This window comes from Sporichthyaceae bacterium (assembly GCA_036493475.1).
GTDB lineage: Bacteria > Actinomycetota > Actinomycetes > Sporichthyales > Sporichthyaceae > DASQPJ01.
On sequence record DASXPS010000194.1, the window covers coordinates 38,299 to 60,688 of the forward strand.

Annotated in this window: 21 protein-coding genes and 1 other RNA gene; 16 read left to right on the forward strand and 6 right to left on the reverse strand. The window is 68.7% G+C overall.

Features of this window, described 5'->3' with window-relative positions; all coding sequences use genetic code 11:
• Positions 1 to 68: 68 nt before the first annotated feature.
• From VGJ14_18825 to smpB, 5 genes are all read left to right on the forward strand, one after another.
• Positions 69 to 1,040: a hypothetical protein gene (locus VGJ14_18825; GenBank protein HEY2834482.1), complete on the forward strand. Its 972-nt coding sequence runs from the start codon at positions 69 to 71 to the stop codon at positions 1,038 to 1,040.
• A gap of 108 nt (positions 1,041 to 1,148) precedes the next feature.
• Positions 1,149 to 1,838 (forward strand): cell division ATP-binding protein FtsE, encoded by a 690-nt coding sequence (ftsE, locus tag VGJ14_18830; protein ID HEY2834483.1) that lies wholly within the window; start codon positions 1,149 to 1,151, stop codon positions 1,836 to 1,838.
• Positions 1,835 to 2,743, forward strand: coding sequence for a permease-like cell division protein FtsX (gene ftsX, locus VGJ14_18835; GenBank protein ID HEY2834484.1), 909 nt, complete (start codon positions 1,835 to 1,837; stop codon positions 2,741 to 2,743). Before ftsE ends, ftsX begins: the two co-directional genes overlap by 4 nt.
• Positions 2,744 to 2,870: 127 nt before the next feature.
• Positions 2,871 to 4,097, forward strand: a complete 1,227-nt coding sequence (locus VGJ14_18840) for a M23 family metallopeptidase (protein ID HEY2834485.1) — start codon at positions 2,871 to 2,873, stop codon at positions 4,095 to 4,097.
• Between the two features lie 28 nt (positions 4,098 to 4,125).
• Entirely contained in the window at positions 4,126 to 4,614 is a 489-nt protein-coding gene (gene smpB, locus VGJ14_18845) for an SsrA-binding protein SmpB (protein HEY2834486.1), read from the forward strand.
• Positions 4,615 to 4,678: 64 nt separating this feature from the next.
• On the opposite strand, the gene VGJ14_18850 is transcribed toward smpB, so the two are convergent.
• From VGJ14_18850 to VGJ14_18860, 3 genes are all read right to left on the reverse strand, one after another.
• Positions 4,679 to 5,614 carry a glycerophosphodiester phosphodiesterase family protein gene (locus VGJ14_18850; GenBank protein HEY2834487.1) on the reverse strand — a complete coding sequence of 312 codons (936 nt, stop codon included), beginning with the start codon at positions 5,612 to 5,614 and terminating at the stop codon, positions 4,679 to 4,681.
• A gap of 186 nt (positions 5,615 to 5,800) precedes the next feature.
• Positions 5,801 to 6,760, reverse strand: coding sequence for a glycerophosphodiester phosphodiesterase family protein (locus VGJ14_18855; protein ID HEY2834488.1), 960 nt, complete (start codon positions 6,758 to 6,760; stop codon positions 5,801 to 5,803).
• A gap of 184 nt (positions 6,761 to 6,944) precedes the next feature.
• On the reverse strand, positions 6,945 to 7,829 hold the full coding sequence (locus VGJ14_18860; protein HEY2834489.1) for a glycerophosphodiester phosphodiesterase family protein: 885 nt from the start codon (positions 7,827 to 7,829) through the stop codon (positions 6,945 to 6,947).
• A gap of 249 nt (positions 7,830 to 8,078) precedes the next feature.
• On the opposite strand from VGJ14_18860, the gene ssrA reads away from it, so the two are divergent.
• Positions 8,079 to 8,460: a transfer-messenger RNA gene (ssrA, locus tag VGJ14_18865) on the forward strand.
• A 340-nt stretch (positions 8,461 to 8,800) separates the two neighbouring features.
• Here the strand turns inward: ssrA and VGJ14_18870 are convergent.
• The gene (locus VGJ14_18870; GenBank protein ID HEY2834490.1) at positions 8,801 to 9,724 is read right to left on the reverse strand and encodes a glycerophosphodiester phosphodiesterase family protein; all 924 of its coding nucleotides are present in this window, start codon (positions 9,722 to 9,724) and stop codon (positions 8,801 to 8,803) included.
• Between the two features lie 265 nt (positions 9,725 to 9,989).
• The gene (locus VGJ14_18875; protein HEY2834491.1) at positions 9,990 to 10,877 is read right to left on the reverse strand and encodes a cellulose-binding protein; all 888 of its coding nucleotides are present in this window, start codon (positions 10,875 to 10,877) and stop codon (positions 9,990 to 9,992) included.
• 452 nt (positions 10,878 to 11,329) lie between these two features.
• On the opposite strand from VGJ14_18875, the gene VGJ14_18880 reads away from it, so the two are divergent.
• The 8 genes from VGJ14_18880 (at position 11,330) to VGJ14_18915 (ending at position 19,344) form a co-directional block, all read left to right on the forward strand.
• Positions 11,330 to 12,085, forward strand: coding sequence for a DUF4184 family protein (locus VGJ14_18880; protein HEY2834492.1), 756 nt, complete (start codon positions 11,330 to 11,332; stop codon positions 12,083 to 12,085).
• Between the two features lie 37 nt (positions 12,086 to 12,122).
• Positions 12,123 to 12,791: an alpha/beta fold hydrolase gene (locus tag VGJ14_18885; GenBank protein ID HEY2834493.1), complete on the forward strand. Its 669-nt coding sequence runs from the start codon at positions 12,123 to 12,125 to the stop codon at positions 12,789 to 12,791.
• Positions 12,792 to 12,819: 28 nt separating this feature from the next.
• Entirely contained in the window at positions 12,820 to 14,091 is a 1,272-nt protein-coding gene (locus VGJ14_18890; GenBank protein HEY2834494.1) for an FAD-dependent oxidoreductase, read from the forward strand.
• A 116-nt stretch (positions 14,092 to 14,207) separates the two neighbouring features.
• On the forward strand, positions 14,208 to 14,909 hold the full coding sequence (locus tag VGJ14_18895; GenBank protein ID HEY2834495.1) for a DUF1365 domain-containing protein: 702 nt from the start codon (positions 14,208 to 14,210) through the stop codon (positions 14,907 to 14,909).
• Between the two features lie 200 nt (positions 14,910 to 15,109).
• Positions 15,110 to 16,192 carry a class I SAM-dependent methyltransferase gene (locus VGJ14_18900; protein HEY2834496.1) on the forward strand — a complete coding sequence of 361 codons (1,083 nt, stop codon included), beginning with the start codon at positions 15,110 to 15,112 and terminating at the stop codon, positions 16,190 to 16,192.
• On the forward strand, positions 16,192 to 17,490 hold the full coding sequence (locus VGJ14_18905; protein ID HEY2834497.1) for a cyclopropane-fatty-acyl-phospholipid synthase family protein: 1,299 nt from the start codon (positions 16,192 to 16,194) through the stop codon (positions 17,488 to 17,490). The genes VGJ14_18900 and VGJ14_18905 overlap by 1 nt, the downstream gene beginning before the upstream one ends.
• A 4-nt stretch (positions 17,491 to 17,494) precedes the next feature.
• On the forward strand, positions 17,495 to 18,373 hold the full coding sequence (locus VGJ14_18910) for a DUF1295 domain-containing protein (protein HEY2834498.1): 879 nt from the start codon (positions 17,495 to 17,497) through the stop codon (positions 18,371 to 18,373).
• Positions 18,370 to 19,344, forward strand: a complete 975-nt coding sequence (locus tag VGJ14_18915) for an endonuclease/exonuclease/phosphatase family protein (protein ID HEY2834499.1) — start codon at positions 18,370 to 18,372, stop codon at positions 19,342 to 19,344. The genes VGJ14_18910 and VGJ14_18915 overlap by 4 nt, the downstream gene beginning before the upstream one ends.
• 16 nt (positions 19,345 to 19,360) lie before the next feature.
• On the opposite strand, the gene VGJ14_18920 is transcribed toward VGJ14_18915, so the two are convergent.
• Entirely contained in the window at positions 19,361 to 19,876 is a 516-nt protein-coding gene (locus VGJ14_18920; protein HEY2834500.1) for a hypothetical protein, read from the reverse strand.
• 346 nt (positions 19,877 to 20,222) lie between these two features.
• Here VGJ14_18920 and VGJ14_18925 point away from each other — a divergent pair, with 346 nt between their 5' ends.
• Both VGJ14_18925 and VGJ14_18930 read left to right on the forward strand, forming a co-directional pair.
• Entirely contained in the window at positions 20,223 to 22,001 is a 1,779-nt protein-coding gene (locus tag VGJ14_18925; protein ID HEY2834501.1) for a DUF4012 domain-containing protein, read from the forward strand.
• A 56-nt stretch (positions 22,002 to 22,057) separates the two neighbouring features.
• The coding region (locus VGJ14_18930; GenBank protein ID HEY2834502.1) for a nucleoside monophosphate kinase at positions 22,058 to 22,390 on the forward strand (333 nt) is incomplete at its 3' end.

The following is a 22,390-nucleotide window of genomic DNA, read 5'->3' on the forward strand; positions in this document are numbered from 1 at the left end:
GACCGTGAGTAGTGGCAGTTGTGGACGTGCAGTTCTCCTTACCGTGATCGGCGAGGAGGAGAGTTCAGTTGAGTCGTCGCCGCGTCAGGTTTCTGGCCAGCGCCCTTGCCGGTGCCCTGGCCTCCGTGGTCAGCCTCGCCGACCCGGTGCAAACGGTCGCCGCCGCCGCCGCTACCGGGTGTGACTCCGCGCGCCCGTCGGTCAGCGCCTTCTACGGTCCGGCGGCCAGCGAGATCTACGACAACGCGTTCCACAACGCCTTCGCGATCCCGAATCTGCCCGCGGGCTACACGCCGCAGGGCATGACCACCTGGCCGCTGCCCAATGGGTCGAGCCTGCTCATTCTCGGCGAGTACAAGAAGAAGCACGACTCGCTTCTGGTCGCCATCGACCCCTCCACCGGGCACAGCTACGGCACCGTGAAGATCGCCGAGGCGCACCTGGGTGGCATCGCCATCGTCGGTAACTGGCTGTTCGCGCAGGACAAGCCGAACACCAACCACGAAAAGGTCCGCAAGTACGACATGGGCAAGCTCGCGAAGGCGTTTCTCTCCTCGCACAACACCGGCGTCTACCCGTACGTGGGCAAGACCGGTGCGCTGCAGCCGGTGTACTGGGCCAGCTTCATGAGCTCCTACGGCGGCCATCTCTACACCGGCCACCACGGCATCAAGGACGTCCTGATGTACGAGTACTCGGTGGACTCCACCGGCACCCTGCACAAGAAGCACACGTATCAGTCCCCGCCGTTGACCGATGGTGTCGTGGTCACCGGCGATCGCTTCATCTTCATCAGCCACACCGATGCCCCGGACACCTTCGGCACCATGACCATCACCGGGCGGCACGCCCACCTGAGTGACGCGTCGATCCGGTGCTTCGCGATGCCCAACCTCGGGGAGGGCACGGTGCTCGACCACGGCACCCTGTACACGGCCTTCGAGAGCGGCTCAGTCGGTAGCCACCCGACGGCCGCCGATCGCATCAACGACGTGCACGGAGCTTCCTACACCCTGTTGTCCCAATTGCTGGGCAGCTGAGCGGACCCCCGGGGCGGATCTCGCGGCGCGCCGTTCGTTGTTCCCCGGACGGCAACGTGTCCGACCTACTATCGAGACCAGCCGCCGGGGAAGGCAGTAGTTGCGCGCATGATCCGCTTGGAGAACGTCAGCAAGACCTATCCCAGCCAGGACCAACCTGCGCTGCGCGATGTCTCCTTGGAGATCGCCAAGGGCGAGTTCGTGTTCCTCGTCGGCGCGTCCGGGTCGGGTAAGTCGACGTTTCTGCGTCTGGTGCTCAAGGAGGAGCGGCCCACCACCGGGTCGATTCATGTGCTGGGCAAGGATTTGTCCCGGTTGTCGAACTGGAAGGTGCCCACGCTGCGCCGGCAGATCGGCACGGTGTTCCAGGACTTCCGGCTGCTGCCGAACAAGACGGTCAACGAGAACGTGGCCTTCGCGCTGGAGGTACTCGGCAAGTCCCGCGGCGTGGTGCGCAAAGTGGTGCCCGAGGTGCTGGAACTGGTCGGCCTGGCCGACAAGGCCGACCGCATGCCCGACGAGCTGTCCGGCGGTGAGCAGCAGCGGGTGGCGATCGCCCGCGCGTTCGTCAACCGCCCGCTGATCCTGATCGCGGACGAGCCCACCGGGAACCTGGACCCGAACACCTCGGTGGGCATCATGAAGCTGCTGGACCGGATCAACCGCACCGGCACTACCGTGCTGATGGCCACGCACGATCAGGCCATCGTGGACCAGATGCGCAAGCGGGTGATCGAACTGGAACTCGGCCGGATGGTGCGCGACCAGCACCGCGGCGTTTACGGATACAGCGCATGAGAGTTTCCTTTGTCACCAGCGAAATCACCACGGGGTTGCGGCGCAACCTGACCATGACGATCGCCGTGGTGATCACCACCGCGGTGGCGTTGTCGCTGTTCGGCCTGGCCATGTTGACCGGCAAGCAGGTCAACACCATGAAGGACTACTGGTACGACAAGGTCGAGGTCTCGCTGTTCCTCTGCCTGCCCGACTCGGGCACCGCGAGTTGTCGCAGCGGCGTGGTCACCGACTCGCAGCGCAACGAGATCCGCGCGGATCTGGACAAGCTGCGGCCGCTGGTTGCCGAGGTGTTCTACGAGTCCAAGACGCAGGCCTACGAACGGTTCAAGCAGCAGTTCAAGGGCTCCTCGATCGCCGACAACATCACCCCGGAACAGATGCCGGAGTCCTTCCGGGTGAAGCTGTCCGATCCCACCAAGTACGACATCATCTACAGCGCGTTCAACGGCCGACCCGGCATCGAGCAGGTGCAGGACCAGCGCAAGGTGCTGCAGCCGTTCTTCCGGGTGCTGCACGCGGTGTCCGTGGGCGCGCTGCTGCTGGCCGGCATCATCCTGGCCGCGGCGCTGCTGCTGATCATCAACACCATTCGAATATCGGCGTTCTCCCGGCGTCGGGAGACCAGCATCAAGCGGCTGGTGGGCGCCTCCAACCTGTCCATCCGGTTGCCGTTCATCCTCGAGGGCGCGGTGGCCGGGGGGATCGGCGCGGTGCTGGCCACCGTGCTGGTGGTGCTCGCCAAGTGGGCCGGGGTGGACCACTACCTGGAGCCGAACTTCCAGTTCACCGCCTGGATCAGCTGGAGTGCGGTGGTCTCCACGGTGCCCTGGCTGTTCCTGTTCGGCGTCGGGGTGTCCTCCCTCGTTTCCGCGATCACGCTGCGTCGCTACCTGCGCGTGTAGAACCTTCGGGCTTTCTCAACTCGCGGCGCGCCTGCGCGTTCTGCACAGCCTCCGTTGTTACCAATGGGGATAGCGGGGCTGTTGTGACGAGCGGTGGGGGCTGGCAGTGGAGTGGCAAAGGGCAGGTGTGACGGCGCTGATCATGGCGGTCCTCGGGGCCACGGGCGCCCCGGCCGCGCTGGCCCACGACGGCGGCGACCCGGGCGCGCGCAAGCGCAAGGTGGACTCCAAGGTGCACACGCTGCACCAGCAGGTCAACGACAGCGCCACCAAGGTCGCCTCCGCATCGACCGCGCTGGCCACAGCCAATGCCCAACTGCCGCACGCCCGCGCGGCGTTGACCTCGGCGCGCGGCGCGCAGGTCGCCGCGCAATCCGCCGCGGCGGCCGCGACCGCGAGAGTGACCGCAACCGCCATGGAGACGCTGCGGGTCGCCCGGGTCTACGACAACATCTCCGCCGACCTGCTCGGCCACCGCGACGCCGCCGGTGCGCTGGCCCGCCAGGCCTACGAGGGCGGCGACATGGCGCGGCTGGGCATGGTGCTGGGCGCCCGCTCGCCGGAGGACTTCACCTCGGGACTGGCCTATGTGCAGGCGGTGAGCCGTTCGGAGCGGCTCATTCTGCAGACGCTCGACGGCTACCAGCGTGAACTGGCCATGCGCGAGGCCAAACTCGCGGCGCTGAAGATCGCCGCCGGCTCCGCACAGCACGACGCTGCCGATGCGGCGATCCGCAGCGTGGCCGCCACCACCACCGCCGCCGCCGCCTCCGACGCGGTGGACGCGCTGGTCGCACAACGCACTCAGGCACTGTCCGACGCGCAGAAACTGAAGGCCGCCCTGGAGGCGGAGTTCGCCGAGGAGAGGGCGGAATCCGACCGGCTCGCCAGGATCATCGCCGCGCGCGCCGCGGCGGCCCGCCGCGCGCTGAAGGGTGGGCGTCTGCCGCTCGGCGACGGCATCCTGTCTTTCCCGGTGATCGGTCCGATCACCTCGCCGTTCGGCATGCGCTACCACCCGATCCTGCACCGCTGGAAGTTGCACACCGGCACCGATTTCGGGGTGCCCACCGGTACCGCGGTGCACACCGCAATGGATGGCGTCGTGCTGCAGGCCTACTACAACCGCGCCTACGGCTACCGGGTGATCGTCGACCACGGCTTCGTCAACGGCGTCTACCTGGTCACCACCTACAACCACATGAGCCGCTGGATCGTGCACAAGGGCCAGCACCTCAGGCGCGGACAGGTGCTCGGCTACTCCGGTGCCACCGGTTGGGCCACCGGTCCGCACCTGCATTTCGAGGTGCTGGTGGACGGCAAGTTCACCAACCCCATGCGCTGGCTGCATTAGGTCCTCGCCCCTCGTAGAGTTGCCCGCCATGGCACGCGAGAAGGGGCGCAAGGTGATCGCCCAGAACAAGAAGGCGCGCCACGACTACCACATCGAGGACGTCTACGAGGCCGGGCTGGTGCTGACCGGCACGGAGGTCAAGTCGTTGCGGGCCGGCCGGGCGTCGTTGGTCGACGGCTTCGCGACCTTTCGCGACGGCGAGATGTTCCTGCACGCGGTGCACATTCCCGAGTACAACCAGGGCACCTGGACCAACCACGAGCCGCGCCGGGTGCGCAAGCTGCTGCTGAACCGCGCGGAGATCGATCGTTGGCAGCAGAAGACCAAGGACTCGGGGCTGACCGTCGTGCCGCTGTCGCTGTACTTCTCCGACGGCCGGGCCAAGGTCGAGATCGCGCTGGCCCGGGGCAAGAAGCTGCACGACAAGCGGCAGGCGCTGGCCGAGCGGCAGGCCACCCGGGAGATGGCCCGCGAACTGAACCGGCGCAACCGCGGCGGTCGGGAACGCGAGGACTGACCGGGCCGGAGAACGGCCCGCCCGCAGTGATCCGGACGGGCCGTCGCGCTGCTTGCTTCAGCGACTAGAAGCCGCCGCCACCGCCGCCGCCCCCGCCGTGGCCGTGCGAGTCGCCGCCGCCACTGCCCGCGTGGGAGTGGCTGTGCCCTCTCGAGCTATGCGAACGGTGCGAGCTGTGCGCGGGCACGCTGCCGCCGTTCATCATGTCCAGGGCCTCGGTCAGATCATTGGCCAGCAGGCCGGTGAGGCCCAGGCCGAAGATCCGGCTCATCGAGTCCGGGTGGTCCTGCACCGCGAACACCTCGGCGCCGCGCCGCTCGGCCCGGGCCACCAGGCCGCTGCTGACCGGGACGTTGTACGGGATGAGCACCGGCCAGTCGGTGTTCCAACCGTCGGGGTTGCTGAACACGTAGCCGACCCGCCCCGCGCCCGCGGCCCGCATGGTGCGCAGCGTTGCCTCAGTGCTGCCGATGATCGTGGTCCGGTCGTTGGCCATCCGGTTGGCGCTGATCGTGTTGACGATCCGCCCTGCCTCGCTCGGGCTGGAGTCCTTGACGTGGACGAACGCGCGCAGCGTGTTGGAGTGGCTGCGGATGAACGCCATCGCAGTGTTCAGGCTGGGCACCCGCTCGCCGCGGAAGCGGCCGGAGAACCAGCTGCCCGCGTCGCAGTGCTCGAGCTCGCGATAGGTGAAGCTGTCCACGAAGCCGCGGCAGTTGGTGGTCCGGGTCACCGTGTCGTCGTGCATGAGCACCGGGACGCCGTCCTTGGTGAACCGCACGTCGAACTCCACCCCATCGGCCCCCGCCCGGATGGAGTGCGAAATCGCGGCGATGGTGGACTCCGGTGCCCGGTCGTAGCCGCCGCGGTGCGCGATGACCAGCCCGCCGTGGTGCGAAGCGGACGCGTTGGCCGCGCCGAAACTCAGCACCGAACCGGCCACCAGGCCGGCCAGAGCCAAACCACGAGCGGCTTTGCCGCCCCACCCCTTGATGGCCATCTTCTTCGTCCTCACTCGACTCGATGCAGCGACGCGGTGAGGTCGATGGTGAGGCCAATCACGGCGGGAGCGGTGCCCGGTTCGCGAAAAATGCCCGGTTTTTGGCTCACCCGTGGACAAAGAGGGCCCCTGTGGCCTGTGGGAGCACTGAGACGTGAGAGGTGATCTGATCCGAGCCGGGACGGGTCATGCCGCGGCAGTACCCGATCTCGGATCATTGTCACGTCGTTCGGCCGGTCGCTTTCCGAAACCGTCGCTGTGCGGCACGGGCGCTGCCCCCCGCGAACCCGTGGTGCTCTGGGTGTGGTCGGCGAGCGTCGACAGGGCCTTGCCCAGCGAGTTGGCCATGTAGCCGTTCAGGTGCAGGCCGGGCACCGTGCCGACCCGGATCGGGCGGTTCTGCACGGCGATCACGAAGTGCCCCGCGCGCTGTGCCCGGGCGACCAGGGCTGCGGTGATCGGGGTGTTGAACGGGATCAGCACCGGGTACTTCGCCCGCCAGTAGCTGGGCCGGCTGAAGATCAGCCCGCAGCGCTTGGAGCCGGCCTTCGTCAGCCGGTCGAGGATGGCGGTTTCGTCCGCGATGGTGGTCGTGGTGTGTCCGTCGTTGAGCCCGTAGCGATTCAGCGCGGCCACAATGCTGCGCGCCTGGGCCGCCGTGTCCGCCTGCTTGACGTGGACGTACGCATTGCCGTGCGCGCGGGCCACCACGGCCAGCGCCTCGTAGAGGTTCGGTACCGGCTCGCCGCGCTTGGAGACGCAGTGGCGCAGTTGCGCGTAGGTGTATTTCTCCACCGCGCCCGAGCAGTTCGTGGTGCGGTCCAACGTCTCGTCGTGCATGACCACCGGGACCTGGTCGGAGCTGAAGTGCACGTCGAACTCCACGGCCTGCGCGCCGGTCTGGAACGAGTGGGCGAGGCCGGCCAGGGTGTTCTCCGGGGCCCAGTCGTTGCCGCCGCGGTGGCCGATCACCTGCAGGTACGACAGGTCGTAGGTGGTCGGCTTGGCCACGGGACCGGTGTCGGCGGCGTGGAACGCGCCCGGCACTGTGCCGCCCTGGGCCTTCGAGGCGTTCCATGCCAACAGCGGAGTCATCGCCAGCGCGGCGACCAACAAGTTCGTTCCGATCAGCGGTCCCCGGCGCATGACCCTCCCCCCATCGCCTCCCCACGATCTTGATGTGGACCGAATGGGTGCGTAGGGGAATTCCGTCATCAACCCTCTGTGGCCGGCAGTAATTCGACCTTTTGCCGTAACCAATTCCGGCCGGTCACGGCGCAACGGGCGATTGTCTCCGATATCGCGACTTATCGGAACGTCGCGAGTACCGTCAGGAGTCGCCGGTGCCGGTCGAGGACTCGCCGTCGTCGGAATTCGAGCTGAGCGTTGGCGAGTACCCGGCCGGGCCGTCCGTGGTGGGTCGGTAACGGCCCAGCCGTTCCAACACCTGGTCGATGTGGTTGGCGAAGAAGCCATCCAGGCCGTAGTTGCGGTGAACCAGCTGGTCGAGGGTCAGCCCGTGATTCTGCACGGTCATCACGAAGGCGCCGTGCCGGTGCGCGCGGGCCACCAGCCTGCGGGTGACCACGGTGTTGTAGGCCAGCAGGACCGGGTACGGGGCATCCCAGCCCTCCGGGTTGTTGAACACCAGTCCGAGGTGATTGGAGCCGGCCTCGTACATCCGATGCAGGATCGTCGGATTGTCCGCGATGGTGGTCGCCCAGGTGCCGTCGTTGAGACCGTACTTGTCGATCTCGCCCATGATGGTCTCGGCCTGCCATTGGTTGTTGACCAGCTTGCAGTGCACGAACACCAGGATGTGGCCCTGCGCAATGACCTGCAGGGCTTCGTCCAGAGTCGGCACGTTCTGGCCGCCACCGGCGTCGCATTGCTCGAGTTCGGCCAATGTGTAGTCGGCGATCGGGCCCCTGCAGTTGGTGGTGCGGTTCATGGTGGGGTCGTGCATGACCACCGGGATGTGGTCGGCGGTCCACCACACGTCGAACTCAATGGCCTGTGCGCCCGCGGCGATCGCGTGCCGGAAGGTGACCAGCGTGGACTCCGGACCCCAGTCGTCGCCGCCACGGTGGGCCACGATCAACATCCGGTGAGTACGCACCGCCTGCGCCGGTCCGGTGGCCAACGCGGTGGTGGTGATCACCGCACCGGCCAACAAGCCCATGCCCCAGGGTCGGCACCGCTGGCGCTTGCTCATTCCATCGCCCTTTTCGCATGCATTTCATAATCAGTCGACATGCATTTCTCACATCATCTGATTAGCACTCAGAAGCCGCAGGTCACGGCCCATCCGACGTTATTCGCCGAGCGCGGAATGGAAATGCGTCGAGCTATTTGCTGACGATTATTTTGCGGTCACCGTGGGTGGATTCGTGCGCAGATGCGGATCCTGTGCCGGTTTGCCCAACCCGGCGCCACGCGCTATCGTTGACTGCACAACTCAACAGGGGGTGATCGGTTTCGACTGCGGATGTCGTTGCAGGAGAAGCGGGCCGAGGATGCGGGGACGATCTCGTTAACCATGCCTCGCAAAAAAATAAGCGCCAAGGTTAATAACCAGCGCGACCTCGCTCTTGCTGCCTAGTCAGTAGAGCCACAGGAGGTCTGTCAGCCCGGGGAGTGCCTTCGACCCGGTGTCTGGCATCAGCGAGAGGGCTCACGCCGACACCCGGTCACGGGGTGGACGCGGACATCAAACAGTGACTGAGCCTGTCGAGGAGCATGCCTGCCTGACTCCTCGGGGCTGAGAAAATCGTTGGCAGGATGCGCCCGGAGAAGGCCTGGATCGGTGCCGTAGGACGCGGGTTCAATTCCCGCCACCTCCACTCGGGGTGAGGTGTGCTCGCGGAAAGCGCGAGCCACCTCGTTCCGGATCACATCGCGATGCTCCGCATCGCGAACGGGTCGCGACGCTTCGCGCGCGACCCCCGGTCGCCCCTGGTTCGGCACCCGCGTCTCGTGGCATGTGCCGTTGCTCATTCATGAGCGCAGCGCGCACTGTCATACCCGGGGCGTCATTCTCGGGGCGGATTTGGGCCTTCGGATGACGCCTGGCGTATGAGAGAACTCGCTGCGCTCATGAATGATCGGGCGGCGGGCGCACCCCCGGCACGCAGCAGGGCCCGGTGGCTGCTGCCACCGGGCCCTCGTCGCGTGCGCAGTGTGGCGTCAGGCGCCGCCGGTGCCGGTGGCAGTGTCGCCGCTGGAGCCGGGGGTGAGCTTTTTGAGCTGGTCGTTGACGTCGGCCAGGGCGCCCTCGAGCTTGAGCAGGGCACGGGACAGGTCCATGGCCATGAAGCCGTTCAGGTGCAGGGCAGGAACGTCGCCGACGCTCATCGGGCGGCCCTCCACGCCGACCACGAACCGGCCCTTCTGCTGCGCCTTGGCCACCAGCGAAGGAGTCACCGTGACGTTGTACGGCACCAGCACCGAGTAGTTCGCGTCCCAGTACTTGGGGTCGTTGAACACCAGGCCGCGACGGTGGGAGCCGGCTTTCTTGAGCCTGTACAGGATCGACGTGTTCGACGCGATCGTGGTGACGGTCTTGCCGTCGTTGAGGTGGTACTTGTTGATCGCGCGCATGACCTTGTTGGCCTCGGACTGGGTGTCGGCGACCTTCACGTGCACATAGGCCTGCTTGTGCTCCTTGGCGACGGCCTTGAGCACCTCGTAGATATTCGGCACCCGACTGCCGTCCTGGGTCTTGCACGTGCGCAGCTTCGCGTAGGTGATCTTCGAGACGTCGCCGTGGCAATTGGTCGTCGTGGTCTCCAGCAGCGCGTCGTGCAGCACCACCGTGCGGTGGTCCTTGGTGAACATCACGTCGAACTCGATACCGTCGGCGACCGAGAGCGCGTGCAGGAGCGTGTTCAACGAGTTGACGGTGCCGTAGTCGTCGCCGCCGCGGTGACCGACGATCTGCAGGTCGGCCAAAGATGGGCTGCTCTTCGCCTGCGCCGCCGTGCCGCCGGCGAGCGTGGTGCCCGCGGCCACCGCCAGGACGAGGCCTGCCCGCACGCCCAGGGCCACGCCGCTGCGTCCGCGCCCGGTGCGGACTTCGACCGCCGCCCCCTTTAGTTGCACGTCTTGCATTCCGATCTCCTCCCCAGGGGTATGCGCGTCCGCCGCTGCGCGCTGTGTTCAATCCGAGGGTGAAGATCCTGGGCTTGGCTGAAGGTGGAATAAACGTCGTCTTGACGTGGCCATACCGGATCCACGCCATATTCTCATTGTTCTCCCGGGCTAACGGGTTGCTATTACGACATCGACGCATATGTCCGTCGAAGATCGAGTTTTACCGACAAGACGAAGGGGCGGCACCCGTATCGGGTGCCGCCCCTTCGGGCGTTAGGAGGTACTAGTTGCCGTTGGCGTGGCCCAGCGCAGCCATGTTGGCCGCCCCGGACAGGCTCGCCAGCGTCTCGCGGACACCGTGGAGCTGGGCGTTGATGCTGTCCCGACGGTGGGTCAGCGCAGCCACCTCACGCTCCGCCTCCATCTGCAGCTTCTCGGCGCGGGCACAGGTCTCGCTGACCAGCTCGACGGCCGCCGCACGCGCGGCCTCGATCAGCGCCTGGGCAGCGCGCTGCGAGTCCTCGGTGATGGTGATCGACTCGGTCTTCAGCTGGGCGGCCAGCTGCGCGGTCTCCTGCAGGCGACGCTCCGCACTCTCCTGACGGGTCACCACGTCGCGCTCGAACTGCTCACGCTGCGCGGTCATCTTGGTCTCGACCTCGGTGGCCAGCTGCGCGCCCCGGGCGCGGGCGGATTCCACAACCTCGGCGGCACCGGCCGCGGTCTGCGAGGCCTTCTCGGCGCCCTGGTGGCGGATCATCTCCGACTCGCGACGAGCCTCGTCCATCATCCGCTCCATCGCCTCGCGGGCGGTCGCCTCGGCGCGCTGCGCCTCCGCGTCCATCCGCGCGTAGCCGGCCTCGCACTCGGCCTGGGCGGCGTCACGGTCGCGCTGGGCCATGGCGGCGGCCTCGTCGCACGCGCGACGACCGTCCTCGTCGGCCTCCCGCAGGATGCCCTCGAGCTTGCGCGAGAGGGTCACGTAGTAGGGGGCGCTCTCGCCGCGGGTCATCGCGCCGCGCATGCGGTTGATCTCGCGCTCCAGCTCGGCGGCGCGACGCTCGAAAGCCGCCTGCTCCGCGGCCAGCGCGGCCACCTTGGAGTCGACCGCGGTCCGCTCGTAGCCGCGCATCGCGGTGTCGAAGGTCGATGCGCTCGGGTTCATGGTCATGGTCACTGATCCTTATCAGCACGGGCACGGACAGGTCTGGCCTGGGCCGGCGGGCGGGTGCCGGCCGGGACTTCTTCTGACTCAACCAGAAGGGTTGCAGGGTTCGCGCGTGTACGCGGGAGATGGCGAAATTTCACGGCCTGAAATGGCAAATTTTTTTGACCAGCCGAGATCAAATATTGGCATTCTGGTCGCGAAATGCGGAATAGGCGAATTGTCTAGTTGGCGACCGAATTTCCGCTATGTCCGAATGCGTCTCACCCCGGGTGATCGTGCCGTCACAGGGTGTGTGCGGAGCCGCACGGGAAGGCATTCGGGGAAGATCCACCACCGCGGTGAAGATCCAGATTTTCGCGTACAACGTGGGCAGAACTTGGCCTATCCGGTGTGGGACGACCCAGAACCGGTCCTTACGGTGAAACCGCCGGGGGGCCGGCGAAACGGACCGTTGCATGCCATTCACCGCGAGTCATCCCGCGGCCGTTCTACCGCTGATTGGCACGCCTCTGCCCGCATCGGCGTTGGTAATCGGATCGATGGCACCGGATTCGCCCGGCTACATCCCGGCGCCGTTCGCGCCGCACATCGGGGGCACGCATTCCTCCACGGGGGTGTTCACCGTGGACGTGGCACTGGGGTTGGCCCTGTGGCTGCTCTGGCACGTGGTGTTGTCCGGTCCGGCCCTGGCCGCCGCCCCGCAGGGGGTGCGCGCTCGGTGGGGAGCCATTCCGATCGGCGCGCGTGCTCGGCTGCGTCGACCGCGCGATTTCTTCCTGCTTCCGGCCGCGCTGGCGGTGGGGTCGGCGACCCACGTCCTCTGGGACGGGTTCACCCACCAGGGCGGCTGGTTCGTGCAGCACAGCGCCCTGTTGCGGGAGCGCCACCTCGGTTTTTCCATGTGGACCGTGGCCCAGGTCGGCTGCAGCATTTTCGGACTGGTCGTGATCGGGATCGCGCTGGCGTCCACCTACCGCCGTGCCCCGGTGGTGGCCCGAGTGCCGCCCGCGAGCGTGGGCGCCCGGTTGGCCTGGGCGGCGATCGCCGGCGCCGGCCTGGTCGGTGCGGTGCACGGGCTGAACCTGGTGCGGGTACTGCACCTGCCGCCCTACCTGGTACCGGTCGAGATTCTCACCGGCAGCATCTCGCTGGCCGCCGTCGCCGCCGGCACGCTGGCCACCGTCTGGCACGTTCAACGCCTCAACGCCTGATCCCAGCCCATAACGCCCTCGGCTCCGAACTAACGGCGTGAGGATCGGGGCGGGGCCGGCGTTGCACGTGCGGCGGGCGGCCGGGCGGACCCGCGGCGTGGTGCTGATGCTGCCCGGCGGCAAGGCGGAGAGTCGAGCGGCGGCCCGGGCCTGGCACCTGTCCGCGGTTCGGCTGCGGTTCTTCGCCGCCCGGGTACACCGCGCGGAACGCCGCAACGGCATCGCGGTGTGGTCCCTGCGCTACCGGCTGCGCGGGTGGAACGGGGCCGAAGCCTCCCCGGTGGCCGACGCGCGCTGGGCACTGAACCGGAGCCGCGTCGAACACGGCGACGTCCCCGTCGTGCTGATCGGGCACTCCATGGGCGGGCGCACCGCGCTGCGGGTGGCCGATGACCCCGCGGTGTGCGCCGTGTTGGGCCTGGCGCCGTGGCTGCCCGCGGGTGAGCCGCGCCCGGCGCTCGGGCCGCGTCCGTTGCTCGTCGTGCACGGCACCGACGACCGATGGACCGATCCGGTGGCCTCCCGGGCCTACGTCGTGGCCGCGGCGGCGGCGGGCACACCGGCGGTCTGGGTGCCGATCCCGGACGTCGGGCACTTCATGCTGCGCGCCCGGCACCGGTGGCGTCGGGTGATCCTGGATTTTGTGGCCGGCCTGGACTGCCTGCACGGGCAAGCCGATCCCGTGGTTGCACCGAACCCCGACTGACAGACCGACCGCCGTTCAGGAAGGGCTCATGCGCAGCGCCAATCGTCGTCGGATCGCGGTGGTCGGTTCGGGTATCTCCGGCCTGTCCGCCGCCTGGGTGCTGCAGAGCGCCGCGGACGTCACGCTGTACGAGGCCGATGACCGGCTCGGCGGGCACGCGCACACCCACGACGTGGCTCGGGCCACCGGCGCCCCGCTCGCCGTCGACAGCGGCTTCATCGTGCACAACGAATGCACTTACCCCACCCTGCTGCGGCTGTTCGCCGCGCTGGGTGTGGCGACCGCGCCGTCGGACATGTCCATGTCGGTGCGCTGCGACGGCTGCGGGCTGGAGTACGCCGGTGCGCGCGGGCTGCGCGGCCTGTTCCCCGCTGCGCAGAACCTGCGTCGAGGCGCCTACCTGCGCCTGCTCACCGAGGTGCCGCAGTTTCATCGGGCCGCCCGCGCGTTGCTGCGCACGCCGCCCGCCACTGTGGAACCGACGCTGAGTCAGTTCGTGTCCACGCAGGGCTGGTCGGACTATTTTGTATCGCACTTCCTGGCGCCGATGGTGGCCGCGGTCTGGTCGTGCGCGCCGGGCACCGCCATGCAGTACCCGGCGCGGTACCTGTTCCGCTTCCTGGATCACCACGGCATGTTGACGGTCACCGGTTCGCCGCCGTGGCGCACCGTGGTCGGCGGTTCGCGGAGCTACGTCACGGCGATCGGCAAGGACCTCACCGCCGTGCACACCGCCACCCCGATCCGCGCGTTGAGCCGCACCGCCGGGGGCGTGCAGCTGCGCGATGACGCGGACACCGTCGCCGACTACGACGCGGTGGTGGTCGCCACCCACCCGGACCAGGCACTGCATCTGCTGGCCGCCCCGACGGCGCTGGAGACCGCGGTGCTCGGCGCCATCCCGTACTCGGTGAACCACACCGTGCTGCACACCGACCCGTCGCCACTGCCGCGCCGGCCGTGGGCTCGCGCTTCCTGGAATTATCGGTTGACCGGCTGCGCCGATGGCGTGGATGCGGTGCTGGTCACCTATGACATGAACCGTCTGCAGGCGCTGCCCGGGCCGACGTCCTACCTGGTCAGCCTGAACGATCCGACGATCGAGGACGACCGGGTGATCGCGCGGATGGTCTACGAGCACCCGATCTACACGCCCGCGTCGGTGGCCGCGCAGGCCCGGCTGCCGGAGCTCGACGACGACCGGGTGGTGTTCGCCGGGGCGTACCACGGCTGGGGCTTCCACGAGGACGGCGCCGCCTCCGGCGTGCGCGCCGCAGCCCGGTTGGGGGTGATCTGGTGACGCAACCCTGCGCCGAAAGCGCAGAAGCGTACGTCGTACTCACGGGTACCCCGCGCGCTTCTGCGCTTTCGGGGAGGAAATGCGGGCGCTGGGGTGGGGCGGCGATCTACGACACGGTGGTCGCGCATGCGCGGCAGACGCCGCTGCGCAATGCGTTCCGCTACCGCAGCTACAGCTGGCTGGTCGACCTGGACCAGCTGCCGTGCCCACCGCGGCCGCTGTGGCGGCTGGCCGAGTTCCGGGCCGCGGATCACCTGGGCCGCCCGGATCGCACGCTGCGGGCGAACGTGGACGCTTATCTGGCGGCCAATGGCGTCGACCTGCACGGCGGTCGGGTACTGATGCTGGCCAACGCCCGGGTGTGCGGGCACGTGTTCAACCCGCTGTCGGTGTTCTGGTGCCACGCCCCGGACGGCAGCCTGCGGTGCGTGATCGCCGAGGTGCACAACACCTACGGCGAGCGGCACTGTTACCTGCTCCGCCCGGACGCCGCCGGGCGCGCGGAGTTTCCCAAGAAGTTCTACGTCTCGCCGTTCTACCCGGTGGACGGGCAGTACGTGATGCGGCTGCCGGCACCCGGCGACCGGTTGGCGATCTCGGTGGAACTTCGTCGCGGCGTCGACCGACCGTTTGTGGCCACCGTGCGCGGCCGGCGGCGCTCGGCCGGCACCGCCACGTTGCTGCGCGCCGCGCTGCGGGTACCGCTGGCCACGCTCACCGTGGCCGTGCAGATCCGTTACCAGGGCATCAGGTTGTGGGCGCGGCGGCTGCCGGTCGTTCCGCGCCCGGAGCACGACGCACAACCGGAGGTCCAATGAGTCTGACTGATTATCGGTCACTCGCCCCACCCGTGGCGGTGGACCCGGTGCGCTGGCCGGACGTGGCAACGGTGCCACCCGGCGGGTTGCGGGCGCGCATTGCGCGAGAACTGTTTACCCGTCAGGTAGCACGTTTGCCCTTTCGGGTAAGGCTTCCCGACGGCCGCAACATCGGCGGCGGCGGATCGCTAACCCCCGTGATGGAGCTGGTTCGGCCCGACGCGTTCTACCGGCGGCTGGGCCACAGCGGGCTGATCGGGTTCGGCGAGGCGTATCTGGCCGGGGACTGGACAGCGGACGACCTGTCCGCGGTGCTCACCGTGTTCTGCCGACGGATGGCCACGCTGATCCCGCCGCCCCTGCAGCGGTTGCGTGACATCGCGGTGCACCGGCATCCGCTGGCTGACCGCGGCACCGAAACCAACGCGCGGCACAACATCGCGCGGCACTACGACCTGTCCAACGACCTGTTCATGTTGTTCCTCGACGAGACGCTGACCTACTCCGCGGCGCTGTTCGGCCCCGGCGACGGCTCGATCGAACTGGCCGCCGCGGCCCGACCCGCGGACCTGGCCGCCGCGCAGCGGCACAAGATCGACCGACTGCTGGACGCCACCGGGGTCCGCGCGGGCCACCTGGTGTTGGAGATCGGCACCGGCTGGGGCGAACTCGCCCTGCGCGCAGCCGCGCGGGGGGCCATCGTGCGCTCGATCACCCTGTCGGAGGAACAGCGAACGCTGGCCCTGCGCCGAATCGCCGCCGCCGGCCTGGCCGACCGGGTGTCGGTGGATCTGTGCGACTACCGCGCGGTAAAAGGCACCTACGACGCGGTGGTGTCGGTGGAGATGATCGAGGCGGTCGGGTTCGAGTTCTGGCCCGCGTACTTCGCGACCCTGCACCGCACCCTGGCGCCCGGTGGCCGGGTGGGGCTGCAGGCCATCACCATGCCGCACGACCGCATGCTCCCCTCCCGAGACACCTATACCTGGATCCACAAGTACGTCTTTCCCGGCGGGCTCATCCCTTCGGTGACCTCGGTGGAGCATTCGGCAGCCGAGGCCGGGTTGCACGTGGTGGACCGACATGGATTCGGACTGCACTACGCAGAAACGCTGCGGCTGTGGCGGGAGACGTTCAACTCCCGGGCTGCGCAGGTCACGGCGTTGGGCTTCGACGAGACCTTCCGCCGGGTGTGGGACTTCTACCTGTCCTATTCCGAGGCAGGCTTCCGTTCCCGGTATCTGGACGTGTATCAATTCGTTCTGGCCGAGGGGGAGAGGTGATGGCGTGGGGTGGCGTGGCGGGACGACTCGCGGCGCTGCTCGAGCCGCTGTTCGCCGGCCCGTTGCCGACCCGGATCCGCGCTTGGGATGGGAGCGAGGTCGGTCCGGCCCACGCACCCGCGGTCGTGGTGCGCTCGCGGCGCGCCTTGCGGCGGCTGCTCTGGCAGCCCGGCGAACTCGGGCTCGCACAGGCCTACATCACCGGCGAGATCGACGTCGAGGGTGACCTCGCCGAGGGCTTCCAACTGCTCTGGGCTGCGATCCGCGACCGCGGGCTGAACAAACCGAAGCTGAGTCCACGTCAGATTGCCGGAATGGCAGGCACGGCGGCTCGGCTGGGCGCCATCGGACCGCGCCCGGTGGCACCCGCGTCGCAGGCGAAGCTGACCGGTGTGTTGCACTCCCGGCTGCGCGATCGCGCCGCGATCTCCCATCACTACGACCTGTCCAACGAGTTCTACGCGCTGCTGCTCGACGAGCACATGGCCTACTCCTGCGCGTATTTCGCCTCCGACGACCCCGGCTACACCCTGGCCGACGCACAGCGGGACAAGCTCGACCTGATCTGCGGCAAGCTCGGCCTGGCGCCGGGCGACCGACTGCTGGACATCGGTTGCGGCTGGGGAGCGCTCGCCCTGCACGCCGCGCAGTGTTACGGCGCCCGGGTGGTCGGGGTGACGCTGTCCCGCGAGCAGCAGGACTTCGTGTTGGCCCGGGTCGCCGAGCGCGGGCTGACCGGGCAGGTGGAGATCCGGTTGCAGGACTACCGCGAGATCCCGGCAGTGCTTTCTGAGTATGGGGGATTCGACGCGGTCACCTCGATCGAGATGGGCGAGCACGTGGGTGCGCAGAACTACCCGACGTTCGCCGCCGTGCTGCACCGCGCGGTGCGCGAGGGCGGACGGGTGCTCGTCCAGCAGATGTCGCGGCGCGACCGGCCCGGCGGCGGGGCGTTCATCTCCAGCTACATCGCGCCGGACATGCACATGCGCCCGGTGGGGGAGACCGTCGGGCTGCTGGAGGACGCGGGCCTGGAGGTCCGCGACGTGCACGCCATGCGGGAGCACTACGTGTGGACGGTGCGGGCCTGGCTGGAGACGCTGGAGAAGAACTGGGAGGCCGTCGTCGACCTGGTCGGCGAACAGGTCGCCCGGGTGTGGCGGTTGTACCTGGTGGGCGGCGCGCTGGTGTTCGAGGAAGGCCGCATGGGTGTCGACCAGATCCTGTGCGTGAAGCGCTCCGCGGCCGGCGTGTCCGGCATGCCTCCCGTTCGACGCGACCTGCCCGGGGCACGCTGAGGGCATGCACTCGTTCGACGGCAGCCGTTTCGCCGTCGGGTTGGCGGCGTGCGCCGCGGCCGTGGTGGTACTGCTGGGCGCTACCTTCGCGGTGGCGCGGCGGCTGGGCAAGCACAGCGTCGTCGATGTGGCCTGGGGATTGGGCTTCGTCGTCGTCGCGCTGGTGAGCCTGGCGGTGTCCGGGGACGCGGGCAACACCGATCGGCGCCGACTGATCACCGCGATGGTGGTGCTCTGGGGCGCCCGGCTGGCCTGGCACATCGGCCGACGCAACGCCGGGCACGGCGAGGACCCGCGGTACGCGGCGATGTTGGCCACGGTGCCCGAGCAGCAGCGCACCGGGTACGCACTGCGGATGATCTACGGCCTGCAGGGTCTGTTGGTGTTGTTCATCTCGTTGCCGGTGCAGGTGGCGCAGTACTACCGGTCCTTCAATATCGGGGTGCGTATCCAGCTCCCGTTCGGCGTGCGCTCCAACGGGTTCGGCGTCACGGCGCACGAGAACGGCCTCGGCTGGATCGCCGCGCTCGGTCTGTTGCTGTGGGCCGTCGGGATCTTCTTCGAGGCCGTCGGGGACTGGCAGCTGCAGGCGTTCAAGGCCGACCCGGCCAACAAGGGCACGGTCATGGACCGCGGGCTTTGGCGCTACACCCGCCACCCGAACTACTTCGGCGATGCCTGCGTGTGGTGGGGGATCTGGCTGGTGGCGGCGGAGACGCGGCCCGGCGTGTTCACCGTGCTCTCGCCGATCGTCATGACGCTGTTCCTGACCAAGGGCAGCGGTGCAGCGTTGACCGAGCGGCGGATGGCGGGTCGCCCCGGCTTCGATTCCTACGTCGCGCGCACCTCGCCGTTCCTGCCCTGGCCGCCGCGGCGCGGATGAACGAGATGCGGGCCCGGCTCGGTGCCGGGATTCGATCCCTGCGCACGGTGGTGCCCTGGGTGCTGGCCGCCGCGGCCGTACCCAGCGTGGTGCGGTTGGTCGGCGACCACGGAGCGCCGTGGGCGGTGATGCTCACCGTCCTGGTGCCGCTGCTGATACCGGTGCTGGTCGTGCTCACTCTGCTCGCGGCGCTGCTGGGCAACCGCGGCACCGCGCTGTGTGGAGGCGTGGTGCTGCTGGTCAACGCCCTGTGGTTGGCGCCCCTGTGGATCTCCAACCCGCCGCCACGCAGCGGGCAGAAGATCGTCGCGATGACGCTGAACATGCGCTACGGGTTGGCCGCGCCGAGCAAGATCATCGACCGGGTGCGCGCCGACAGGGTGGACCTGCTGGCCTTGGAGGAACTGACCCCGGAGGCCGTGTCGCGGCTGGCGGCGGGGGGGTTGAACGCGATGTTGCCCTATCAGGTGCTCAGCCCGGGCGATCGTGCGCACGGGTCCGGCTTGTGGTCCCGGTGGCCGTTGAGCCGCGGACCCGACTGGGACGGCGTGCACCACATGCCCGGCGCCACCGTTCGCGTCGCCGGCCAGGACGTCGTCGTCCGCGTCATGCACCCGTTCCGCACCGGCCGGTCCAGCGCCGCGGCCTACCGGCGCGACTACCGACAGGTGACCGCCAGGGCGCACGCCCTGGACCCCGCCACGCCGTCCATCATGCTGGGCGATTTCAACGCCGGTCGCGACCAACAGGCCTTCCGCGCGCTGCTGGGCAACCGCTGGCGGGACGCACCGGAGTACGCCGGCTCGGGCTTCACCCCGACCTGGAACTGGTGGACCTTCCTGCCGCCCGTGCTGCCGCTGGACCACATTCTGATCAGCCGTCAGCTCGGGGCCACCCGCACCGCCACCTTCCGTGCCCCCGGCAGCGATCACCACGGCCTGGTTGCCTGGTTGGTGCTGCAACCGCGCTGAGGTGCCCGGCCGCGGTTCAGCGACCGCGACGGCGGGCGATCAGCAGACCGCCACTGAGCAACGCCGGAGTCAGCAGACCCAGCCCGACCACGCCGGCCATCGTCTTGTTCGACGAATGTTGTGCGGGCAGCGGAGCGGAGTAAGCCGCGTCGAAGCCGGAGTCCCAGCCGTCGTCCGGGGTGTCACAGTTCTTGATCCAGTACCCCGGGTCGCGCCAGTCCTCGCAGTCGCTGTCGCGCCGCGACCGTCCCGCGCCGTCGTGATGGTTGTTGTGGCATTCGCCGGCGACGGTAATCGAGGTGACCACCCGCTCGCCGAGGGAACCCTTGGCAACGACCGTGTGGTCGCCGCACGCGTCCGCCGGCACCACAAAATCGCGGCTCGCCGAACCGCTCACGTCGGCGATGACGGTGAAGAGTCGCTGCGGGCTGGAGAAGAAGAACACGGTGATGGTCTCACCCGAGCCCCAACCGCTCAGCGTGTCGGTGACCGTGTCACCGGGCTGCGGCGTTTCGGTGCTCAGAAATTGCATTGCCGTAGCGTCGTACGGTGCGGCGAATGCCGTGCCGGCACCCATACCCACCAACGCGGTGCAACTGACGGCGACACCTAACGCCGTCCGCACAAATCCGGCCATGTTCCTACCTCCGCCCCGGCGCAGGACAAGACCTTCTCCCGCGATGTGATCGACGGTAGGAGGCGGGGGTCCCTCGGCCTATGGGCATTCCTCATTGGCTGCCCATGCGCTCCACATTCGCCCTGCCAGGACGCGGTTTTGCCGCCCTTGCACGACGTGTCGGATCACCTGAAGGGCCCAACCTCGGACTCGCTGCGACGCCCGTCCCGCAAGCTGGACGGACAGCGCCTGAAGGGCGGACATGAACCAGGGATCGGCCGATCCGGCCCGGGCCGGCATCCGACGTCGCCTGCGGCGCCGGTGGCTGCTGATCGCCTGCCCAACGCTGACTGTCCTCGCCATCGGCTGGTTGGGCGTCACGGCACTGCTCGCCCGAGCCGACCTCACCCATGCCCGCGGCGATCTGGTGGCGATGCGCAGCGGGGTGCACAGCGCTGACCTCTCCGATACGCAGCCGCGGGCCGCCGACCTACGTTCCCGGCTCGGGCGCGCCCACCTGTTGACCCGCGGGCCGATCTGGTCGGGCATGGCGGCCATTCCGGTGGTCGGCGATCCGTTCCGCAGCGTGCGCGGTATGACGGCGGCGTTGAACATCGTTGGCGACGACGCGGTGCCGGCGTTGGTGACGGCCGCGGATCAGTTGGACCCGAAGACGCTGCGGGACGCGCAGGGGCGCATCGCGGTGGACCGGGTCTCGACCGCGGCGCCGAACCTGGCCCGGGCCGGGACTGCACTCGATGACGCCCTGGCCGAGATCTCGGCGCTGCCCCGGCACACGTGGCTGTCCTCGGTGGATTCCGCCAGGGATCTGTTGCTCCGTCAGCTCAGCCCGGCCGCCGGAGATCTGCGGGCCGCCCAACAGGCCGCGGACCTGGTGCCGGCGCTGCTCGGGGAGAACAAGTCCTACCTGCTCACCTTCCAGAACAACGCCGAGGCCCGGGGTACCGGCGGGATGCCCGGCGCATTCGCGTTGGCGCGGGTGCACGACGGTCGCATCACCCTCGACCGGTTTGCCGGCGAGGGGTCGCTGTCGGGCGTCACCGCGGATGTCCGGTTCGGTCCCGACTACAACGGGCTCTATCCGCAGCAGGTCACCCAGCGGATCTACCAGGACGCCAACCTCAGCCCGCACTTCCCCTACGGCGCGGCTATCCTCACCTCGCTGTGGCAGCAGCGCTTCGGCGAGAAGGTGGACGGGGTCATCGCGCTCGATCCGGTCGTGCTGGGTTACCTGCTGCGCGCCACCGGTCCCGTACCGCTGCCCGACGGCTCCACGGTGACGGCCGACAACATCGTCGCGCTGACCGAGCAGCAGGCCTACGTGAGGTACCCCGGTCCGCCGAACAACGGTCGGCGCGACTACCTCGCCCAGATCGAACAAGTGGTCAGCAGCCGCATCATGAGCAGCGAGGCAAATCCGGGGGAGCTGATCCGGGGGCTGCGCCGAGCGATCGATGAACGTCGACTACTGGTGTGGAGCGCCGACACCGCGCTGCAGCGCCGCCTGGAGCAAACATCCGTGTCCGGCGCCCTGCCGATCACCCGGGCACCGTTCGTGGGCGTGTCGATCGTGAACGAGGCCGGCAACAAACTCGACTACTACCTCGATCGGGCCATCCGCTGGCAACGCGCCGGCTGCGGCGCGCAGCGCTCGGTCACCGTGTCGATCACGCTGACCAACAACGCCCCGGCGGGGTTGCCGGCCTACGTGACCAACCGCAGCGACCCCCACTCCTATCCCGTCCGCCCCGGCGACAATCGGCTGACGGTCAGCTACTTCGCCACCAACGGGGCGCTGATGAACACGGTGACCCTGGACGGCAAGCCGTGGGTGGCCGGCATCGGCACTCAGCGCAGTCACCCGGTGTTCGTGGTCGACGTCGAGCTACCCCGGGGCAGCACCCGCACCGTCGTCCTGCACCTGACCGAACCGGCCGGCGATCACCTCGCGCCCATGGTGCTGAACCAACCCCTGGTTCGCCCGGCGGCGATCCGGCTCGACGACGCCCGCTGCCCGTAGTGGCGCGGCCGGGCGGTTACGGTGGGTGCGCGACCACCGGACCAGGGAGGCGAGCCGTGCGGGTGCTGATGATCGGTGCGCCGGGCGCAGGCAAGGGCACCCAGGCCGTCCGCATGGCCGAACATTTCGGCCTGGTGCACATCTCCTCCGGCGACCTGCTACGCAAGCACGTCGCCGAACAGACCGCCATCGGCCGGCAGATCAGCTCCTACCTGACCAGCGGGGACCTGGTCCCGGACGGCATCGTGATGGATCTGCTGCGCAAGCCGATCCTGGCCGCCAATGCGGACGGCGGTTACATCCTGGACGGCTTCCCGCGCACCGTGGAGCAGGCCCGCGCTGCGCACAAGGTGGCGGTGGAGCTGGGCGTGGCGGTGCAGGTCGTGGTG